The sequence below is a fragment of the Lysobacter korlensis genome (assembly GCF_042434515.1).
Window position 1 is genome coordinate 170,507 of sequence record NZ_JBHLTG010000008.1, and the last position, 18,411, is coordinate 188,917.

Below are 18,411 nucleotides of genomic sequence, written 5' to 3' on the forward strand. Positions count from 1 at the left end.
CAGCCCATTGAAGCATGGGGCCATTCTGATTGGCAAGCGGTTGCCAAGACGTGTTCAGCGCGCCGCCGACGAGACCTCCAACCCGCGCGCAAGGCCCTCCACGAGACGGACGAGCTGAGCGTCATCCGCAAGTTGTGGGTCCAGCACTCTGAGCAGTGCGCCGACGCCCGACCGGGCCGATGCGCCCTCAACATCTGCGCTGTACCGGTCGGCAGGCAACCGTCGATCGCGCGCCGCCGCCGACCAGGCGGCGAGCACCCGGGCGGCTCCCTCCCCTGCGCGGCCGCGCCGGCGCTCGGCGCGGACGATGGGCACGATCCTGACACGCAGCTTGGTGACGCCGTCGACGCCAATTTGATCCAGCTGATGCCTGATCTTGGGATTGGCGAAGCGTTCCAGCAATGCCGCCCGGTAGTCGTCCAGTTCGAGCCCCTCCCCGTCGAGATGAGCCGCGGCTTCATCCCAGAAGTCCTCGATCCAGCCCCGGAGATCCTGGTCCGCGATGGCTTCGGCGACGGTCGTGTGACCCCGGGCAGTCCCGGCGTAGGCCAGAAGCGTATGGGCGCCGTTCAACAGCCAGAGCTTCCGCCGCTCGAAGGGCTCGATATCGGAAACGAAGCGTGCGCCGGCGCTCTCCCAGTGCGGCCGCCCGGCGGGGAACTCACCCTCCAGGACCCAGTCGTGGAACGGCTCGGTGACGACGGGTGAGCCGTCCCGGTAGCCGGCCAGGTGCTCGACCTCCGCGATGTCGTCAGCGCTCACCCCCGGCGTGATCCGGTCGACAGAGGTCGAGACGAAGGTCACTCGGGACGCCAGGTAGTCCGCGAGGTCCGGGCTCCCGTACTCGGCGAGGGCGCGGACGCCGGTCCGGATGAGCCTTGCGTTCTCCGGCATGTTGTCGCACGGAACGATCGCGATCGGGTCGGCTCCGATGCGGCGGCGGGACTCGAGACCGGCCAAGAGGCGCGCGAGCGGGGTTCGGGGGCCGGGCTCGAACTCCATCCTCGACGCGGCGAGGTTGGACTGGAGCCAGGTGATGTCGTGCGCCATCGCTTCGTCGTCCCGATCCGGCATGCCCTCCGGGGTCAGCCGGTATCCCGCCTCGGTGACGGTGAGGGTCACCAGCGAGGTGTCGGGGGCGGCGATGCACGTCGCGAGCTCCCCCACCCTGGCGCCGTCGAGTGCGCGGGAGATCCGCCCGACCAGATGCAGCCTGTCTACCGGCCCGCGTTCGAGCACGGTGTAAACGCCCGCCTGTGCCTGCAACTCGAGCGCCGCGGTCGCGCTGCGGCCCGTGAACGCCGCGATGCCCCAGTCCTCGCCGTCGGTGCAGCTTTCGGTGTACCACGCCTGGTGCGCACGATGGAAAGCGCCCAGTCCGAGGTGGACGATCCGCACGGGCGCAGCCTGGGCTGGACGTCCCGTCCGCTGCGCGTAGATGGTTCGGTTCAACTGCTGCGTCATAGCTTGAAGACCTTCCGTGGCTGGGAATCGGTGACGTCGGTGATGAGCCGCTCTGCCATCGGCCGGGAGATTCTGCCTTCCGCCACGAGACGCGCGATGAAGGCCGAATCAAGGCGGCGCGCCATGTCATGGCGGGCAGGAATCGACAGGAAGGCGCGAGTGTCGTCGATGAACCCCGAGCCCCGGTAGAACCCTGCGGTCTCGGTCACCGCGGAGCGGAACCTCTGCACCGCGTCCGGTGCGTCCAGGAACCACCAGGGCGCGCCGATGTACAGGCTCGGATAGAAACCTGCCAGTGGTGCGATCTCCCGCGAGTAGACCGTCTCGTCGACGGCGAAGAGGACGATGTGGAGGTCCTTCTCGAGACCGAACTTCTCCAGCATGGGGCGCAGGTTCTCGGTGAAGGTCGTCCCCACGGGGATGTCGTGACCGGTGTCGGAACCGAACCGCGAGAGCGTGCCGCTGCTGTGGTTGCGGTAGACACCGGGATGGATGGTCATCACCAGACCGTCGGAGACGCTCATTCGGGCCATCTGGAACAGCATGCTGCCGCTGAAGACCCGCGCCTCCTCGGCGGAGAGACCACCCTGCATGGCCAGTTTGAACAGCTTGGCTGCCTCGGAGTCGTCGAGGTCGACGGTGAGCGGCTCGCGTACACCGTGGTCGGCTGACACCGCGCCGTGCTGGATGAAGTAACGGCGGCGGTCTTCGAGGGCCTCGATGTACGCCCTGTAGTTCCCTGGAGCGCTCCCGGCGTGCGCAGCGAGCCGCTCGACGTTCTCCCGGAAGAGGGGGTTCTCCGGGTCGGTGTAGGCATCCGGGCGGAAGGTCGGCAGCACACGTCCACGGAATGACGGATCGGAAGCGAGGGCGGCGTGGGAGCTCAGGTCATCGAGTGGGTCGTCCGTCGTGGCGAGAACTTCAATGCGGAATCGCTCGAAGAGTTCGCGGGGCAGGAACCCCGGCGCCCCCAGGCGCGCCGCGATCCGGTCGAAGAGACGGTCCGCATTCTCGGCTGACGGCTCCTCCTCCGCTTCGAAGAGAGTCACCAGCTGGTGCATGAGCCAATACCCGGAGGCTGTGCCTGCGAAGAGGTGCCAGTTCGTGCAGAAGATCCGCCATGCCGCCCGTGGGTCCGCCCCTGCAGCACGGCCCACCCCCAGCGAGGTGAGCTCAGCTCCGGCGGCGTGCAACAGACGGGTGATGTAATGGTCGCGCGAGAGCAGCAGGTCGGCCGGGTCGGGGAATGCCTCATCGCGTCGCAGCACCTCCGGGTCGACGTGGCCGTGCGGCGAGATGATGGGCAGCTCCGCGACGCGCTCGTACAGATTGCGAGCGACGGTGCGCGTCTGCCGATCCACCGGGAACAGGCGGTCGGGGTCGAGCTCCAGAGACATGGGTGCTCCTCACGGAAGATTCTGGGTTGATGGCGGTCGCGGCGTACGGGCGGCGGAGCGGCGGGGACCGTCAGGCAGAGGGAGGGGCGGTGGACGACCGGACTACGAGCTCAGTGAGGAGAACGGCGTCCTCCTCGTCTTCCTCGCCGAGGATGGTGAGCACAGCTCGGCGACCCGCCCGGTCCAGCGGCGACCGGATGGTCGTCAGTGGAGGAACCGTGAAGTCACTGCCGAAAATGTCGTCGAACCCGATCAGACTGAAGATCTCCGGCACCGGTGTTCCACGCCGACCTGCCTCGCGAAGCAATCCGATGGCCATCAGGTCGTTGTAGGAGAAGACCGCGGTGGCGTCGCGGACCCGGACTTCGTCGAAAGCCTCGCGTCCGGCGTCGAGGGTCGGAGTGCCCCCGTCGACCTGCTCCACCGTCATGCCGCGCTCGGTCGCCGCGGCGGTGATGAGCTCGCCGCGCTTGCGGCTGATCCAGGAGGTGGCCGGCCCGGCGAGATAGACGAGCCGGCGGTGCCCCAGGTCGTTCAGGTGCTGCACGGCCGCCGTGACGCCCACCTCGAGATCCGGCAGTATGCACTCGACCCCTTCAACGACGCGGTTGAGCAGGACGACGGGCTTCCGCTCGGCGATTCTCCGGATCTGCGGGTCACCCAGTCGAGTCGTGGCGAGGATGACGCCATCCACCGAAGGAAGGATCCGCTCGGCCGTGACTGCCTCCCGTTCGCCGGATTCCTCGGACTCCGCGATCACCAAGGTGTAGCCGCGCTCAGTCGCAGCGTGCTCGGCCCCGCGCACGATCCCGAAGACGACTGGGTTCGTGATGTCAGCCACCAAGAGGCCGAGTGTGCGGGTCCTGCCCGTCGGCAGTGCGCGCGCGATGGGATTCACCCGGTAATTGAGCTCCTTCGCCGCAGCACGGATGCGCTCTTCTGTCCTGACATTGATCCGGCCGGGCCGGCTGAGTGCCCGGGATACGGTGGACGGGTTGACGCCGGCGAGCTTGGCGATGTCGTATATGGTGGGCGCCGCGGTCCTGGCGGCGCGGCCGGGACGTCCGTCCCCGACAGCGGACTCGTCCAATGGCGTCTCGCTCAATGGCCCTCCCGCCGGGTACGGTCGCTTCGGACGCAGTGCCAGCGCACCAGCGAATGCGATGCGCTGGCGCTGCCCCCGGAGAACTCGCGGAGAATACGACCCGCCGCATCTTGCGGTTACCAACCGAGTTCGAGCGCATCAGTGCCCCTTCTCCGGCGTCCGCACCTTCGAGAACCCACACGGACACAGCGGCGAAGGTGGCTTCACTCTAAACTGCAACGCCAGATCTAGCAACCGGTTGCCAGGTCGCTCCGCCCGCCGTGCATGACCAGGATCTCCGGAACCCTCAGCGCGTTGCACGCCCATCTCGAGGAGCACCGCGGCTACTACAACACCCAACGTCCGCATCGATCCCTGAGCTGCCGCACACAGCATGCCTACACCGCAAGAAGCAGAGCGGGCCCAGCCGGAACCGTCGGCGGTACTGGCGCATCCGCGGGAACCGCATCCACGGTTCCGGCGTCGTCAACCTTCGCTTCAACTCACGACTGACACATCGGCGTCGGCCGCGCGCACGAACACACCGAGGTCCGGCAGCTCTTGCTCACGGGATGTCCGCTCGAGGTCCACGAACGGGACGCGCGCCTGATGCAGGAATCGTGACCGACCAGCGGGCCTGCGGGTCGGCACCGATGATGGCGACCGACGCCCGTTCCCGCATGTGTCCACCTCTCGTCATCGAAGAGTCCGGTTCAACCGAGCAGGTCCAACGCTCGCACGCCGAGGGAGTCCCTTCCGGTTCGTGCGCCGCTCTAACCGCGCCCCTGCTTGGCGTACGGGTTCAGCAGCGCCTCGCGGGTGTCCGGGTGGATGCCCTCCTCCGTCGCGGACGGCGCGTCAGACGGTGGGAAGGACTCGGTCATCGACATCGGCATGGCGCCGTTGCGGTACAGGTTGTTCGAGCCGGCGGACGGGGTCCACACATTCGGCTCCCAGTCGGGCACGTAGTTGCGGTAGCCGCCGGTGTTCACCTCGACGCGCAGCGTGCTCGGGTCGCGGAAGTAGAGGAAGCTCTGCTCGCCGATGCCGTGGATCGACGGCCCGTACTCCATCGGCGTGCCGTTCTCCATCAGAATGTCAGCGCCCTGGAGCAGCTCCTCGCGGGAGTCGACCCAAAAGGCGATGTGGTTGACGCGGCCGGGACGGTCGGAACCGTCGAGCACGACGCCGAGGTCGTGCGACTTCTCGTTCGTCGTGATCACCGAGAAGACCGTGACCGGCGCCTCGTCGAGCACCGTGTACGCCATGATGCGGAAGCCGAGCACCTCGCTGTACCAGTCGGCGAACCCGCGCACGTCGGATGCCGCGACCGTGACGTGGTCCAGCTGCCGGGGTGACACCGCGTGCTGGCTGCGGCGCTCCGGGCGGTCAGGGAAGACGGAGGCGTGCTCGCCGTCGGCCTGGTACTTCTCGACCTCCCAGAAGAGCTCCATGGTGTGTCCATAGGGGCCGGTGAACACGAAGGAGCGACCGTGGCCCGGGCTCTTCTCGATCCAGGTGACGTCGACGCCCTTCGCCTCGACGCGCTTCGCCGCTTCCTCGAGCGCCTCGGCACTGGAGGTGCGCCATGCCATCACGGCGAGCCCGGGCTCTGCGGCCTCGGAGATCACGAGGGAGTAGTTGTAGTAGTCGCCCCACGCCCGGAGATACACCTTGTCTTCCTCGCGGGCGAAGACCCGGAGGCCCATCTGCTGCTCGTAGAAACGCACCGAGGCCTCGACGTCCGGCGTCGTGATCTCGAGGTGCGCGAGGTGGGAGAGGAGCTTGATCATCGTCGATCCTTCGTAGGAAGCCGAGTCGGCGGGACAGTGCACTCAACTGTCACCCGGGTGCTCAGATCCGGGAAGGCGGAAGTTGTCATACCCGCTATCGACCGTGTCGATGCGAGAGAGGGGGTGGAGGCCGGTGGCCGTGCCACCGGCGCCGCAATAGCCTGAGCCCATGCAACTGAGGAACTTCGACCTCAATCTGCTCCTGCCGCTTCGTGCGCTGCTGGAGGAGAAGAGCGTCACCCGCGCCGCCGAGCGCATGCACATGAGCCAGCCCGCCCTCTCGGCCGCACTGGCGCGGCTGCGGCGGCACTTCAACGACGAGCTGCTGGAGCGACGCGGCAACAGCTTTCAGCTGACCCCGCTCGCGCAACAGCTGCTCGACCTCACCTACGCGGCGACCGCCGGCGTGGAGCGAGTCTTCACCGCGCAGGCCGAGTTCGACCCCGCGACGAGCACGCGGGAGTTCAGCATCTACGGCTCGGACTACGTGACCGCGGTGCTCGGACCGTCGCTCCTCGACGTACTGAGCGAGGCGGCTCCCAATGTGCGCTTGAGGTTCCGGCCGATGACTGGCGCCGTTGTCGCTGACGCGCCGGACTCGGTCCGAGACGACGACGGGGTGCTCATGCCGCACGGCTTCCTGACCGGCCTCGAGCACCTCGACCTCTTCGTCGACCGCTGGGTGTGCATGGTCGACGGCGACAACAGCGAGGTCGGCGACACGATCGTACTGGAACAGCTGGCTGCGATGCCCTGGATCTCCACCTACTCCGGCATAAGCGAGTACACCCCTCCGATGAAGCAGCTGCAGCTCCTCGGGGTGGAGCCTCAGGTCAAGCTCGTCAGCAACAGCTTCACCGTGCTGCCGTACCTGCTCGCCGACAGCAACCGCGTCGCGTTCGTGCAGGAAGCCCTTGGGAAGCAGCTGACCACGCACAGCGCCGGAATGCGCATCATCGATGTGCCCTTCGACGTGGTGCCGCTGACGGAGGCCCTCTGGTGGCATCCCGTGCACACGCTCGAGCGCGACCACGTTTGGTTCCGATCGATGCTCCGCAAGGCGGTGCTCCGGGCCGGGCTCACCCCCGCGCCCCCGCGCCGGCCCAGCTGATCCGCCGGCCTGATAGGGGCTATAGCTGAATCGCGCTTCCCCGCGCCGTCCGCCGGCCGCAGGGTTGAAGGAGCGCGCCGCATCCCTCGCGCGCCCGTCTCGACGAGGAGCACTCTTGGCCACGCACGACAGCCTCATCAACGAATCCAGCCTGCGCGTCCACCCGGAGGGAGTCGCGCTGTCGCTGCAGCTGCCCTGGTATCGCAGCCTCTGGCTCTCCTCCGTCAACACGATCGAGCTCTCGATCGATGGGCAGCCGGTGCCGAAGGACCGACTCGTCTTCGCCCTGAACGGGTCGCGGTTCGAGATCGATGAGATCGGCGAGCACTGGGACAAGCTCTGGTACCTGCAGGACCACGCCCTCCTGATCGCGAAGCTCGACTCCCCCGCCGCTGTCGGCGACACCCACGAGATCGACGTCGTCGCCGACATGCGGATCCCGTACATGCAGATCAAACCGGGCCTCTACGTGCCGAACAAGGTGCACATGGTGCGCACGCTCACCGCGACGGACGCTCCCCCGGTCGAGGCACCTCCGGCGACCACATCAACCGCAAGCGCGCGCGCCTCCTCGGAGTCCTCCGAGGCCGAGCCGTTCAAGCTCGGCCTGACCCTCTACTCCGCAACCGCCGAGCTCGCCGCCGGTCAGTACGACCTCGACTCGCTCCTCGCCCGGGTCGCCGAGCTGGGCATCGGCCCCGGGATCGAGATCGTCGCCTCGCAGACGCTCCGCACCTATCCCGAGGTGTCGCCGGAGTTCGTCCGCAACTGGCGGGGCACCTTCGACAAGTACGGGTTCGAGGCGAGCTCGTTCGGCGCGAACCTCGACATGGGCCGGCGACGCGACCGCGACATGACCCTCGAGGAGGAGTTCGACTTCACCGAGCTGCTGCTCCGCGGCGCGAAGGCGCTCGACTTCCCGCTGGTGAGGATCCAGAGCGCCAAGCCCGAGTTGCTCCGCCGTATCCTTCCCGTCGCGGAGAAGCTGGACCTCAAGCTCGGCTACGAGATCCACGCTCCGATGGGACCCAACAGCCCGGAGATCCAGAAGGTGCGTGACCTCTACGCGGAGATCGATTCGCCGCTGCTCGGCTTCGTCGCCGATTTCTCCTCGACCATGCACAGCATGTCGCCCACCCTGATCCGCGCCATGCGCAAGATGGGGCTCGACGACGAGGCCGTTGAGCAGATGCAGAGCCTCTGGGTCACTGACGCGCCGATGCACGAGCGGTCCGGCGCGTTCATCGAGTACCTCAACGGCCGCGGCATCGACCCGGCGACGCTCGGTCCGCTGGCCCGCCTCGCGTTCAACATGCACGGCCACATCGACCCGCACGAGTGGTCGGACATCATGCCGCAGATCCTTCACGTCCATGCGAAGTTCTACGACATCGACGAGGACGGCCGGGAACCGGCCATCGACTACGAGACGATCGTCTCCGAGTTCGTCAAGGGCGGCTTCCGCGGCTACATGTCGAGCGAGTGGGAGGGCCACGCCTTCGCCGACCTGGGCGAGGTGGACCCGCTGGTCCTGGTGCAGAAGCAGCACGCCCTCATACGCCGCGCGATGCGCGCCGAGTTGGCCCTCGCATGAGCACCGCCGGCACCCCGGCCCTCGACGAGATGACTGAACTGCGCGAGCGGAACCGTGCCGTGATCGAGGCGTTCTTCACCTCAGACCTCGACAAGCCCGAAGAGCGACTGGCGGTATGGCACGACGAGGGCGTCAAGGAGCTCCCGTTCGCCCCGAAGGAGCTGCCGAAGACCCGCTGGGAGGGCCGCGACGAGATCGTGGCCAACACGCTCGGAAACACGGGCATGTTCGCGAATTGCGTTCACCGCGACATCGAGATCCACGGGACGGACGACCCTGCGCTGTTCTTCGTCAAGAGCCGGATGATCGACGCGGCGACGTTCCTCGGCCAGCCGTACCCGCAGAGCTTCGTGCACGAGCTCCGTGTGCAGGACGGCAAGATCATTCTGCAACGGGAGTACTTCAACTCGCAGCTCCTCGCCGAGACTGAGGCCGCCGCCGGGCGGCAGGGCCGCACGCCTCACGGATGACCCGAGACATGCGTGAGGCTGTCGAGCAGCTGCTGTCGCGGATGACGCGGCAGGAGAAGCTCGGGCAGCTGCAGATCGCGTACCGTCCCAAGCTCGACGATGCCAAGGAGCTGGTGCGGTCGGGCACCGGGTCGGTGTTCTGGCCCCGGAGCTCGCGGGCCACGAACGAGCTTCAGCGGGTCGCGGTCGAGGAGACACGCCTCGGCATCCCGCTGCTGGTCGGGCTCGATGTCATCCACGGACAGCGCACGATCTTCCCCATCCCGCTCGCGCTGGCGGCAAGCTTCGATCCGGCCGTCGCGGAGGTCTGTGCCCGGGTGTCGGCCCGCGAATCCGCCTCGGGCGGGGTCACCTGGACCTTCTCCCCCATGATCGACGTCAGCCGCGACCCCCGGTGGGGCCGCGTCGTCGAGGGATTCGGCGAGGATCCGTACCTGAACGGCGTCTTCGGCGCTGCGATGGTGCGCGGCTACCAGGGCGAATCTCTCTCCGACCCGGACTCGATGATCGCGTGCGCGAAGCACTTCGTCGCGTACGGGCAGCCGGAGGGTGGACGGGACTACAACACCGTCGACGTGTCGGTGCAGCGCCTGCGGAACGTCTACCTGGAGCCGTTCCGGATGGCCGTCGAAGCCGGCGCGCGCACCGTCATGGCGGCCTTCAACACGGTCTCGGGGCGGCCGGCGCATGTACACGAGGGTCTGCTCACCGGCATCCTCAAAGAGGAGTGGGGCTTCGCGGGTGCTGTCGTCGGCGATGCGGACGGGGTGGGCAACCTGATCGCGCACGGGGTTGCGGAGGACCTGCGGGACGGGCTCGCGCAGGCCTACGCGGCTGGGCTCGACATCGAGATGGGCGGCAATGCCCTTGGCGTCGACGGCCGCTCACCGCTCACTGACCAGGACGTGGTCGCCTCGCGACTGGACGATGCGGTGCGCAGGGTGCTGCTGCTCAAGTCCGAGCTCGGCCTCTTCGAGCGCCCCTACGCCGACGAGTCGAGGGAGGTCCTCGCGCCGACGCCGGAGTCGAGGGCTGCCGCCCGCGCCGCAGCCGAGCGGTCCATCGTCCTGCTCAAGAACGACGGCACCCTGCCCATTCCCGCCGGTCCCAGGCGGGTGCTGCTCGTCGGCCCCTACGCCGAGAGCACCGACCACCTGGGTGCCTGGGTCCAGTCGCATGCCGAGCCGTCCGGCTCCCTCGCCGACGCCATCCGCTCTCTGCAGCCCGACTGGTCCCTCGCGATCGCCCCGGGCGCCGACTTCTTCGGCGGCGACCCGCACCTGCACGAGGCGGCGCGCGCGGCGGCGGCCGACGCCGACCTCGTGATCGTCGCCGTCGGGGAGCCCTCGGCGATCACAGGCGAGGCGAGCTCACGAAGCGACCTTCGTCTGCCGGGCGACCAGGAGGCGCTGATCTCCGCGATCGCCGACTCCGGCGTGCCGTCCGTCGTGGTGCTCTTCAACGGTCGCCCGCTCGTGACGAGCGCGTGGATCGACCGAGCCCCGGTGGTGCTCGAGGCGTGGCACCTCGGGACCGAGGCACCCGCGGCCGTCCTCCGCATCCTCACCGGCGAGGTGAACCCCGCCGGGCGTCTGCCGATGTCCTTCCCCCGATCTCCCGGACAGGTGCCGATCTACTACGCCCACGAGAACACGGGCCGGCCGGCACGGTCCGCGGCGGTGCTCGGCGAGGAGCGCCGCGACGTGGGCCTCCACGGGCCCGACAACACCGACGATCGCTACACGTCGAAGTATCTCGACCTCGAACTCGGCCCCGAGTTCCCGTTCGGGCACGGGCTCAGTTACACGACGTTCGAGTATGGCGACATCCGACTGGAACGCGACACCATTCCACTTCGGGACCTGCAGCACGGCGCGACGATATCCGTCGGCGTCCAGGTGACAAACACTGGCGACCTCGACGGTGACGAGGTCATTCAAGTGTTCCTGCGGGACCGCGTGGCGTCGCTTGCCCAACCAGTGCGACGGCTTTGCGCGTTCACCCGCGCCACGCTGGCCGCCGGCGAAAGCGTGGCGCTGTCCTTCCCGATCGGCGCGCAGCAACTGGGCTTCTGGGACAACGACGCGCGATTCCGGGTGGAGTCGGGCACGTTCGAGTTCCACGTCGGTGGCGGCCTGAGCGGCACACGAGAGGCGCTGCTGCGCGTGACGCGGTAGCTCGCGGCCATTCAGCGCTGGCGGTCCGCCAGACGCAGGCGGGCGACGAAGTCGGCGATGATCAGCCGGAAGTCGACGGTCTCGTAGAGGGTGATCTGCCCGCCACCGGGGTGTACCTGATACGCCAGGTCGTCCGCGATCCACGGGCGGTCGATGGTGCGGAGCAGGCTCGACTCCGAGCCAAGTCCGGTTGCCATCACCACGGGACTGTCGCCCATCGGCCAAATGCCCTGCAGCTGCACGAAGTCGGGCGGTGAAGTGAACCGCTCGTACAGCCAGGCGCCGAACTCCCCCGCGGAGGTGAGCTCCCACTCCATCTCGGCGATCGACCACAGGCACTGCCGGTACGTCGGCTGCGGGAACTGCCAGATCGGCACCGTCGAATCGTTGAAGACGACCTGAGCGGCCGGCACATCGATGGAGAGATTGTACTCCCATCCGCCATCCGGATACCCGTTGCCGCCGATCCATGCGACCGTCATCCGGTCGGCGATCGACGGCTCGGATTTGAGCGCCGCGGCGACGTTGGTGAGCGGACCGCCGCACGTCACGACCAGCGGCCGGTCATCGGCCCGGAGCGCCTCGTCGATGATGGCTTGTGCCCCGGGAGGGACGTCATCGAGATCCTGCAGTCGCGCCGAGGCGTCCAGGTACGTCGGCGGCCGATGCGCGGGTGCCAGCCGGTCGAGAAGCTCGTCCGCGGCGCGCTGCGCAGATCCCGCCTCGACGTACGAATCGGGGCGGGTCTTGATGGAGGTTCCGATGACGGCGGTGACCTCGGTCGCCTCGATCAGCAGCTGATGGGCCAGCGCGACGAGGCCGTCTGGGTCGCCGGCGTGATCGTTGTCGACGATCACGCGGGTGGTGGGTCGGACCGGGATCCGTTTGTAGCTCTGCATCGTGTCTCCTTCGGCTGGCTGCTGGGCGCTGCGCCCGGACGCGTTCAGAGGGCGCGGTAGCGGAAGTTCCGGAATGTCACCGAGCCGTCGCCGCACGCGAAGAGGGCAGGTCGAAGACTCGCGAGGTCTGCCGAGGAGTTGGCGTGATGCCCCGAGGTCTCCATGCGCAGCCCGTGGCGCACCCAGTCTCCGTCACCGGCGCGGTAGTGCATCGTGACGATGTGATGGTCGTTCGTGATCCGCAACTGCCACCTCCGCACCGCCGGTGCGGCTTCCCGCCAGTGCGATGCGATCCCGTTCCGGTAGGTCAGCATCCGCTCACTGTCGACGCCGAGACCGGAGAAGAGGCGCCGGTCGAAGAACAGGAGCAGCCCGCCTTGCGCGTCGCCGTCCAGCTCCAGGTCGACCTGCACCTCGTACGCCCGGTCGCCGACCACCACGGTGAGCGGCGAGCTCGAGAGCGGGTCGTCCCCCTTCGCGGTCAGCCGCAGCCCGTTCCCGAAGGTGGCTCGATCGGCCTCGCTCGCGGACGGCTGATAGAACGCCCAACGCAATCCCAGGCTGTCCTGGCTGAAGTCGTCGGAGAGCGCGAACCCGTGCCGTCCCGCGCTTTCCGCCGGCATCGGCAGGGGGCCGGAGAGGTCCCGGCCGAGTGCGCGGGGCCAGCCGTCGTCGGTCCACTCGATCGGCTCCACCAGCAACTGGCGGCCGAGGGTGCGGAAGCCGTTCTCGTACCCGTGATACACGGCCCGCCACCGGCCGTCCGGTCCCTCGACGAGCGTCGCGTGACCGCGAGACCACCACGCCTCGGACGGTTCGACCGTCCGGATGATGGGGTTCTGCGGGTCGTTCTCCCAGGGGCCGTGCACCGACCGGGAGCGCGCGACGATGACCATGTGACCGGTAGGCGGCCCGCCGGTGCCGCCGACGGCGCTGATTAAGTAGAACCAGTCACCCCTGCGCAGGAGCTTCGGGCCCTCGAGCGCGTACGCCTCGACAATCCAGTCGTCCGGGTACCGCCAGCCGTCGTACACCGTCTCGAGCTCGCCGGCCGTGCTGAGCCCGTCGTCCGCGAGACGGATGCGCGTCACCCCGCTCATGAACAGGTACCGGTGTCCGTCCTCCCCGACGACGTGCCCGGGATCGATGGTGCCGCGGATTCCGAGGTCGATCGGCTCGGACCAAGGCCCGCGGATGTCGTCCGCCCAGATGACGTAGGTCAGCGGCGGGCCGCCAGGGCTCGGCGCGAGGGTCGTGGGGATGACCGGGATGTAGATGAAATATCGATCGCCGTGCTTGCACAGGTCGACGGCGAACACGCTCCCGATCGGAGCGGTGATGGCCGGCCCGATCGGCGTCCAGTTGACGAGATCTCTGGAGTGCCAGATCACGAGCCCGGGGTACGCCTCGAACGACGAGAACGTCATGTAGTAGTCGTCGCCGTCTCGGAGCACGGTGGGATCGGGGTGGTCGCCCGCGAGCACCGGGTTCACATAGGTGCCGTTGCCGAGATCCGCCCGGCGCTGATTCTCCGACGCAGCCGTCACGATGCGGCCGTGCTGGCGACTGCCGAGCCTCCGAGCAGGGACCGGGCCTCGGCGGCGTCCGCCACCATCCTGGAACCGCTCGCTTCGGCCGAGCGGCGCATCAGCGCCTGCTGGCCCACGATGACGTCGAACGCGTCGTCCCAGTCGTTCCAGTGGAAGCCTTCCCACTCACTGGAGATGCTGCGGGAGTAGCCGCTCTTGACGTACACGTCGAGGATGTCCGGGATCGGCACGGCCGGCTCGTCGCCGTTCCCGTCGATCTCGTAGAACTTGCCGTGGGTGTGCACAGCCCAGGGCAGGATGTCCGCCCATTCAGCAACTGGCGCGTGCCCGAAGAGACCGGCGGTGTTGACGGCCAGCTCGATGGCGTAGTCGCCGGCGCCGTGACGATGAGCGAGCTGGATGATCCTGCCGAAGCGGGCACCCTGCGTCTCCTCGTCCCTGGGTGCGCCGTCGCGGTGCACCTCGTGCCAGAGCGAGTCGATCTCGGTGAGGAGCTCCTCGCTGAGCCCGCGCTGGCGGTACTTGCGGTAGAGGCTCGGCGGCACGCCGACCATCGTGGCGCCCCAGTCCGGCACGAACCCGAGCAGCGGCGAGCCGAGCTTCACGACCCGCTCCAGCTGCCGCTCGAACAGCGGGTGATGCACGGAGTGGTGCGAGTGGATCTCCATTCCGAGCGCCACACCCTCGCGCTCCGCGACGGGCAGCAGCCGCTCCATGTCATCGGGCGTCAGCGAGTTCTGCACCCGGGCGATCGAGAAGCCGAGTCGGCGGGCGGCGACGATCTGCTCCGCCATGTAGTCGACCAGCTCGTCGTTCGTGAGCCTGCGGTCCCGGCGCAGGCCCGCGTCCGCGTTCGTCGCGAGCGACGTCGGCACGAGGCCCGTCTCCTCGATCAAAGCGCGGAAGCGCGACACGACCGCCTCGGAGACGCGGGGAAAGTCGCGGATGCTCTGGAAGCCGACGATCTCGAGTCCCGGCCCGAGGCCACGGCGTGCGACCTCGCGGACAAGGTCGTCGAAGTCCAGACGGCGATCGTGGAAGAAGCGGGTGAAGCTGTAGAGCGTCACACCTTGGACGGGTGTGCCGAGCGGCGTCGCCGTCACGAGCCGGCCTCCTCGACGTGCATGGTCTTGCGGTCGTGCTCGACGATCTTGAGGGTGTCGTCTCCGACGACGATGTACGGGATGAAGAGCCCGACGGTGGCGTGCACCTCGTGCGGGACCTCCGGGTCGAGGGCCGGCAGGTCGCCTTCGACCCTCGCAGAGTCGAGCACGTACCACCACTGGTCGTGGCGCGGTGGGAGCTCGTCGAGCGCGAAGGACCGACCTTGCAGGGTCCAGCGGAGCGACTCGCTCGGCACCCGGACGCCGTCCACCTCCAGCGACACGTCCGTGACCGAGGACAGAGGAAGGGCGCGGTACCAGGGCATCCGCACCGAGACGGACACCTTCCCGTCGCGCTGCCGGAGCGTTCCCGGTTCGAGGATCTTCTCAGGCAGCATCGACGGATCGGTCCTTCAGGCCGCGGCCGAGCGCACGCGCGGCGCGGATGGCGAGCGCGAGCGACGTGGCTGTCGGATTGCAGGCGGTGGGCGCCGGGAGCACGCCATTGCCGCCCACGAAGACGTTCTCGAGTCCCCAGAGACGACTCTCCGGATCGCACACCGAGGTGCCGTCGTCCGCAATGCCCATGCGCACCGTGCCCATGTAGTGCAGCGAGCTGCCCGCGGGGAGCAGCCGCGGCGGGCCACCCAACGGCGATCCGATCATGTGCGCGATGCGGTCCGCCCAGCTGATCGCGTCCTGGATCGTCTGCTGATCCACCTCATCCAGCTGATAGCGCAGACGGATCCGCGGCAGGCCGTACCCGTCCGTCTCGGCCGGATCGAACTCGACGCGGTCATCCTCCCGGATGTGCTTCGTCGCGAACAGCCCGATGCCGACGATGGAGCCGGGCCACGGCTCCTCGACGTCGCCGAGCGGGATCGGGGACGTGCCCATCTGCATGATCTGTCCGTGGAACGGAAAGCTGTTCCGGTCGTACGGGATCCAGCTCACGCCGCTGTACCCCTCGAGCGGTCCGCCGGCCTGCTTCGGGCGGGTCCGCGCCTCCGTGGGGATGAACCGGTCATCGAGGCGAGCCAGCGCGATGACCTGGGTGTGGTCGTTGAGGTGGCGACCGAGCGCGGCCGGACGGATGCCGGACGCGAAGAGCAGCTGCGGGGTGCGCAGGGCGTCAGCCGCCACCACGACCGCACCCGCGGTGATCGTCGAGCGCTCCCCCGTTCGCAATGAACGCACCTCGACCCCGGTCGCGCGGCCGGCGTCGTGCAGGATCCTGGTGGCGAGGGTCTCGGCGAGCAGCTCGAACGAGGGTGACGACGCGACCTCGCCAAGAATCACGTCGGTGCCCGTCCAGTAGCGCGAGCCGTCGGGCCGCACCGTCACGGCGAGCGGCATGGGCTGCACCTTCCGGTCCGGGGCGCGCCCGTCATCGAAGTGCGCACCCAGCGCGGCGCGGAGCTCCCTGCCGAGTGGCGCGTCCTCGAACGCGGTCTGGGTGACGCCGAGCAGCGTGGAGGCCTCCGCGAACAGCGAGTCGAACTCGGCCCTCGGCAGGAAGTCGATCCGCTCGCCGTCCCCAGGCGGCGGACACGCGCAGGTCCAGTGCGCCCCCATCCCGCCGACGTTGCTCGACATCGCCGCCGCCGGCATCTCGCCGTCCCGGTCGACCAGGAACGTGCCGGGACGGGCTGGCCCGGGCCCAATGGTCGGGGGCCCCGACCGGTGCTCCGGGTCCGGTCCCTCGGATGCACGCTGCGCAGCGGCCTTGAGGTCGAGGTCGGAGATCGTATTGACGTGCCGGCCGGGCGGTTCACCCGTGCTCGGACCCGCCTCCACCATCACGATGCGGAGCCCGGGGAACTCGTCCACGAGCACCCGCGCGAAGGTGGAACCCGCGGGGCCGGAGCCGACGATCACGACGTCGGCGCTGCGGTTGCTGCTCATGGTGGCTCCCCCTAGGACTTGATGCCGCCGCTGAATCCTTGGATGAACTTCTTCTGCGCGAACAGGTAGAAGATCAGGATCGGCAGCATCGACACGATGACGACCCAGAAGATCAGGTCCCAGCGGGACACGATCGAGCCGACGTAGCCGAACATGACGACCGGCAGGGTCGCCGCCTCGGATCCGTCGAGGAAGATCAGCGGAGTGAAGAAGTCGTTCCAGACGGCGAGTCCCGTGAGGATCGCGACCGTCCCGGTCGCCGGCGCGAGCAACGGGAAGACGACGCGCACGAAGATCTGGAACTTCGAGGCTCCGTCGATGGTCGATGCCTCTTCGTATTCCTTCGGAAGCGCCCGGATGAACCCGGCGTAGAGGAACACCGCGAGCGGCATGAGCATGCCGACGTAGAGGATGATCATCCCCCAGAGGCTGCCGACCATTCCCAGCGCCCTCGCACCGACGTAGATCGGGATGGTGCCGAGCTGCGCGGGCACGATGATGCCGACGAGGATCATGTAGTACGCCACCGTGCTGAAGCGGCTGAACTTGCGGGAGAGCACGTAGGCGCAGAGCGATCCGAGCAGCACGAGTCCGAAGATCGCACCGGCCGTGATGATGACGCTGTTCATCATGCCGACCGAGATGCTCGAGCGGCCGGTGCCGCCGAAGATCTCGAAGAGTCCGTCGAGCGTCGGGGCGGTGGGCGGCTGGATCGCCGGGGTGGTGAGCACTTCCTCGCGCGGCTTCAGCGCCGTCGAGAAGAGGAAGTAGAACGGCAGCAGCATGACGATCGCGCCGAGGATGACGACGATCTCGCGGACGAGCGTCCATTTTGTGTAACGGAACATCGTCAGGCCTTCCGGTTCCGGTCGCGGGTGAGGTAGAGCTGGCCGACCGCGGCGATCACGACGAACAGGCTCAGCGTGAGTGCGAGGGCGGAGCCGTAGCCGAACCTGCCGAACGCGAACGTCTCGCGATAGATGACTGTGGCGAGGGTGTCGGTTGCGCCGAAGGGACCGCCGCCGGTCATCGCCATGACCTGGTCGAAGACGCGGAGCCCGCTGATTAGGGTGAGGGTCGTCGCGATGGCGACGGAGGGCTGGATCGACGGCAGGACCACGTTCCGGAAGCGGTTCCAGACGCCGGCGCCGTCGAGCGCCGCTGCCTCCTCAAGTTCCACCGGAACGGAGGCGAGCCCGGCAAGGTAGATCACCATGGTGAGGCCGACGTTCTGCCAGATCAGCACGACGAGGATCGCCACGATCGCGAACGTCGGATCGGCGAGCCACGTCTTCTGCCAGTCGGTCAGGCCGAGGAAGCCGAAGAAGCCGTTCAGCGGTCCGTTGAACTGGAAGATGAACTTGAAGATGTAGGAGACCGCGAGGGAGCTGAGCACCACCGGCGCGAAGATCAGCACGCGGAGGAGGTACCGGGTCTTCAGCAGCCGGTTGAGGGCGAGGGCGAACAGGATACCGAGCACGTTGGTGACCACCAGGAAGACGAACGCCATGACGAGCGTGTTCCGGAGCGCCCCGACCATGGCCGGGTCCTGGAAGATCCGGACGAAGTTCTCGACGCCGATCCAGTTGAATCCGCCGATGCCGGAGTAGTCGGTGAAGGCGTAGAAGCCGCCGAAGATGGTTGCCAGGTAGTGGATCAGGAATACGAACGTGAGGGACGGCAGCGCCCACCACCAGGATCCGTAGGAGAGGACCGGCCGGCGGCGGGGCCCGCGCGAGCGCGCGAGCCCCGCCCCGGTCGGTGGTTCAGCAGGACCAGTCCCTTTGGACGGAACCGGGATTTCGACGTTGATGCTCATGATTTCTCGGTCATCTTCCTTGATGAATGGGTCCTGCTATCTGTG

15 protein-coding genes and 1 pseudogene are annotated in these 18,411 nt (G+C 68.1%); 5 read left to right on the forward strand and 11 right to left on the reverse strand.

All coding sequences use genetic code 11. From position 1 onward, the window contains the following. Positions 1–54 precede the first annotated feature (54 nt). The 3 genes from ACFFGH_RS27255 to ACFFGH_RS27265 all read right to left on the reverse strand — a co-directional run bounded on the left by ACFFGH_RS27255 (position 55) and on the right by ACFFGH_RS27265 (position 3,966). Positions 55–1,398, reverse strand: a complete 1,344-nt coding sequence (locus ACFFGH_RS27255; RefSeq protein WP_386674358.1) for a mannitol dehydrogenase family protein — start codon at positions 1,396–1,398, stop codon at positions 55–57. A gap of 62 nt (positions 1,399–1,460) precedes the next feature. Next, positions 1,461–2,861, reverse strand: a complete 1,401-nt coding sequence (uxaC, locus tag ACFFGH_RS27260) for a glucuronate isomerase (RefSeq protein WP_386674361.1) — start codon at positions 2,859–2,861, stop codon at positions 1,461–1,463. Positions 2,862–2,931: 70 nt separating this feature from the next. Further along, a complete protein-coding gene (locus tag ACFFGH_RS27265; RefSeq protein ID WP_386674363.1) occupies positions 2,932–3,966 on the reverse strand; it encodes a LacI family DNA-binding transcriptional regulator in 1,035 nt (344 codons plus the stop codon). Between the two features lie 264 nt (positions 3,967–4,230). On the opposite strand from ACFFGH_RS27265, the gene ACFFGH_RS27270 reads away from it, so the two are divergent. Next, positions 4,231–4,458, forward strand: a complete 228-nt coding sequence (locus ACFFGH_RS27270; RefSeq protein ID WP_386674366.1) for an integrase core domain-containing protein — start codon at positions 4,231–4,233, stop codon at positions 4,456–4,458. Positions 4,459–4,718: 260 nt separating this feature from the next. Here the strand turns inward: ACFFGH_RS27270 and ACFFGH_RS27275 are convergent, their stop codons facing one another. Then, positions 4,719–5,738 carry a VOC family protein gene (locus tag ACFFGH_RS27275; protein WP_386674368.1) on the reverse strand — a complete coding sequence of 340 codons (1,020 nt, stop codon included), beginning with the start codon at positions 5,736–5,738 and terminating at the stop codon, positions 4,719–4,721. Between the two features lie 169 nt (positions 5,739–5,907). On the opposite strand from ACFFGH_RS27275, the gene ACFFGH_RS27280 reads away from it, so the two are divergent. The 4 genes from ACFFGH_RS27280 (at position 5,908) to ACFFGH_RS27295 (ending at position 11,090) form a co-directional block, all read left to right on the forward strand. Continuing rightward, entirely contained in the window at positions 5,908–6,849 is a 942-nt protein-coding gene (locus tag ACFFGH_RS27280; RefSeq protein ID WP_386674371.1) for a LysR family transcriptional regulator, read from the forward strand. Positions 6,850–6,964: 115 nt separating this feature from the next. Next, complete coding sequence (locus ACFFGH_RS27285) at positions 6,965–8,443, forward strand: C-glycoside deglycosidase beta subunit domain-containing protein (protein ID WP_386674374.1); 1,479 nt, start codon at positions 6,965–6,967, stop codon at positions 8,441–8,443. Next, positions 8,440–8,913 carry a nuclear transport factor 2 family protein gene (locus tag ACFFGH_RS27290; protein ID WP_386674377.1) on the forward strand — a complete coding sequence of 158 codons (474 nt, stop codon included), beginning with the start codon at positions 8,440–8,442 and terminating at the stop codon, positions 8,911–8,913. Before ACFFGH_RS27285 ends, ACFFGH_RS27290 begins: the two co-directional genes overlap by 4 nt. 8 nt (positions 8,914–8,921) lie before the next feature. Next, positions 8,922–11,090: a glycoside hydrolase family 3 N-terminal domain-containing protein gene (locus ACFFGH_RS27295; protein WP_386674380.1), complete on the forward strand. Its 2,169-nt coding sequence runs from the start codon at positions 8,922–8,924 to the stop codon at positions 11,088–11,090. An 11-nt stretch (positions 11,091–11,101) separates the two neighbouring features. Here the strand turns inward: ACFFGH_RS27295 and ACFFGH_RS27300 are convergent, their stop codons facing one another. The 7 genes and pseudogenes from ACFFGH_RS27300 to ACFFGH_RS27330 form a co-directional block, all read right to left on the reverse strand. After that, positions 11,102–11,989: a nucleoside hydrolase gene (locus ACFFGH_RS27300; protein WP_386674384.1), complete on the reverse strand. Its 888-nt coding sequence runs from the start codon at positions 11,987–11,989 to the stop codon at positions 11,102–11,104. A 44-nt stretch (positions 11,990–12,033) separates the two neighbouring features. Further along, positions 12,034–13,521 (reverse strand): annotated as a pseudogene (locus tag ACFFGH_RS27305) (family 43 glycosylhydrolase); the annotation flags it as partial. 11 nt (positions 13,522–13,532) lie between these two features. Continuing rightward, on the reverse strand, positions 13,533–14,642 hold the full coding sequence (locus ACFFGH_RS27310) for a sugar phosphate isomerase/epimerase family protein (RefSeq protein ID WP_386674389.1): 1,110 nt from the start codon (positions 14,640–14,642) through the stop codon (positions 13,533–13,535). Then, on the reverse strand, positions 14,639–15,040 hold the full coding sequence (locus tag ACFFGH_RS27315; protein ID WP_386674392.1) for a C-glycoside deglycosidase beta subunit domain-containing protein: 402 nt from the start codon (positions 15,038–15,040) through the stop codon (positions 14,639–14,641). Before ACFFGH_RS27315 ends, ACFFGH_RS27310 begins: the two co-directional genes overlap by 4 nt. Beyond that, positions 15,030–16,547 (reverse strand): GMC oxidoreductase, encoded by a 1,518-nt coding sequence (locus ACFFGH_RS27320; RefSeq protein WP_386674395.1) that lies wholly within the window; start codon positions 16,545–16,547, stop codon positions 15,030–15,032. Before ACFFGH_RS27320 ends, ACFFGH_RS27315 begins: the two co-directional genes overlap by 11 nt. Before the next feature lie 11 nt (positions 16,548–16,558). Next, complete coding sequence (locus ACFFGH_RS27325) at positions 16,559–17,395, reverse strand: carbohydrate ABC transporter permease (protein ID WP_386674398.1); 837 nt, start codon at positions 17,393–17,395, stop codon at positions 16,559–16,561. Between the two features lie 2 nt (positions 17,396–17,397). After that, on the reverse strand, positions 17,398–18,366 hold the full coding sequence (locus ACFFGH_RS27330) for a carbohydrate ABC transporter permease (RefSeq protein ID WP_386674401.1): 969 nt from the start codon (positions 18,364–18,366) through the stop codon (positions 17,398–17,400). Positions 18,367–18,411 lie beyond the last annotated feature (45 nt).

Excerpts from the sequence above, each read along its gene's own strand:
- uxaC (WP_386674361.1), bottom strand. The coding sequence starts at position 2,861 with ATGTCTCTGGAGCTCGACCCCGACCGCCTGTTCCCGGTGGATCGGCAG.
- ACFFGH_RS27270 (WP_386674366.1), top strand. The coding sequence starts at position 4,231 with ATGACCAGGATCTCCGGAACCCTCAGCGCGTTGCACGCCCATCTCGAG.
- ACFFGH_RS27275 (WP_386674368.1), bottom strand. The coding sequence starts at position 5,738 with ATGATCAAGCTCCTCTCCCACCTCGCGCACCTCGAGATCACGACGCCG.
- ACFFGH_RS27280 (WP_386674371.1), top strand. The coding sequence starts at position 5,908 with ATGCAACTGAGGAACTTCGACCTCAATCTGCTCCTGCCGCTTCGTGCG.
- ACFFGH_RS27290 (WP_386674377.1), top strand. The coding sequence starts at position 8,440 with ATGAGCACCGCCGGCACCCCGGCCCTCGACGAGATGACTGAACTGCGC.
- ACFFGH_RS27295 (WP_386674380.1), top strand. The coding sequence starts at position 8,922 with ATGCGTGAGGCTGTCGAGCAGCTGCTGTCGCGGATGACGCGGCAGGAG.
- ACFFGH_RS27300 (WP_386674384.1), bottom strand. The coding sequence starts at position 11,989 with ATGCAGAGCTACAAACGGATCCCGGTCCGACCCACCACCCGCGTGATC.
- ACFFGH_RS27315 (WP_386674392.1), bottom strand. The coding sequence starts at position 15,040 with ATGCTGCCTGAGAAGATCCTCGAACCGGGAACGCTCCGGCAGCGCGAC.
- ACFFGH_RS27320 (WP_386674395.1), bottom strand. The coding sequence starts at position 16,547 with ATGAGCAGCAACCGCAGCGCCGACGTCGTGATCGTCGGCTCCGGCCCC.
- ACFFGH_RS27325 (WP_386674398.1), bottom strand. The coding sequence starts at position 17,395 with ATGTTCCGTTACACAAAATGGACGCTCGTCCGCGAGATCGTCGTCATC.
- ACFFGH_RS27330 (WP_386674401.1), bottom strand. The coding sequence starts at position 18,366 with ATGAGCATCAACGTCGAAATCCCGGTTCCGTCCAAAGGGACTGGTCCT.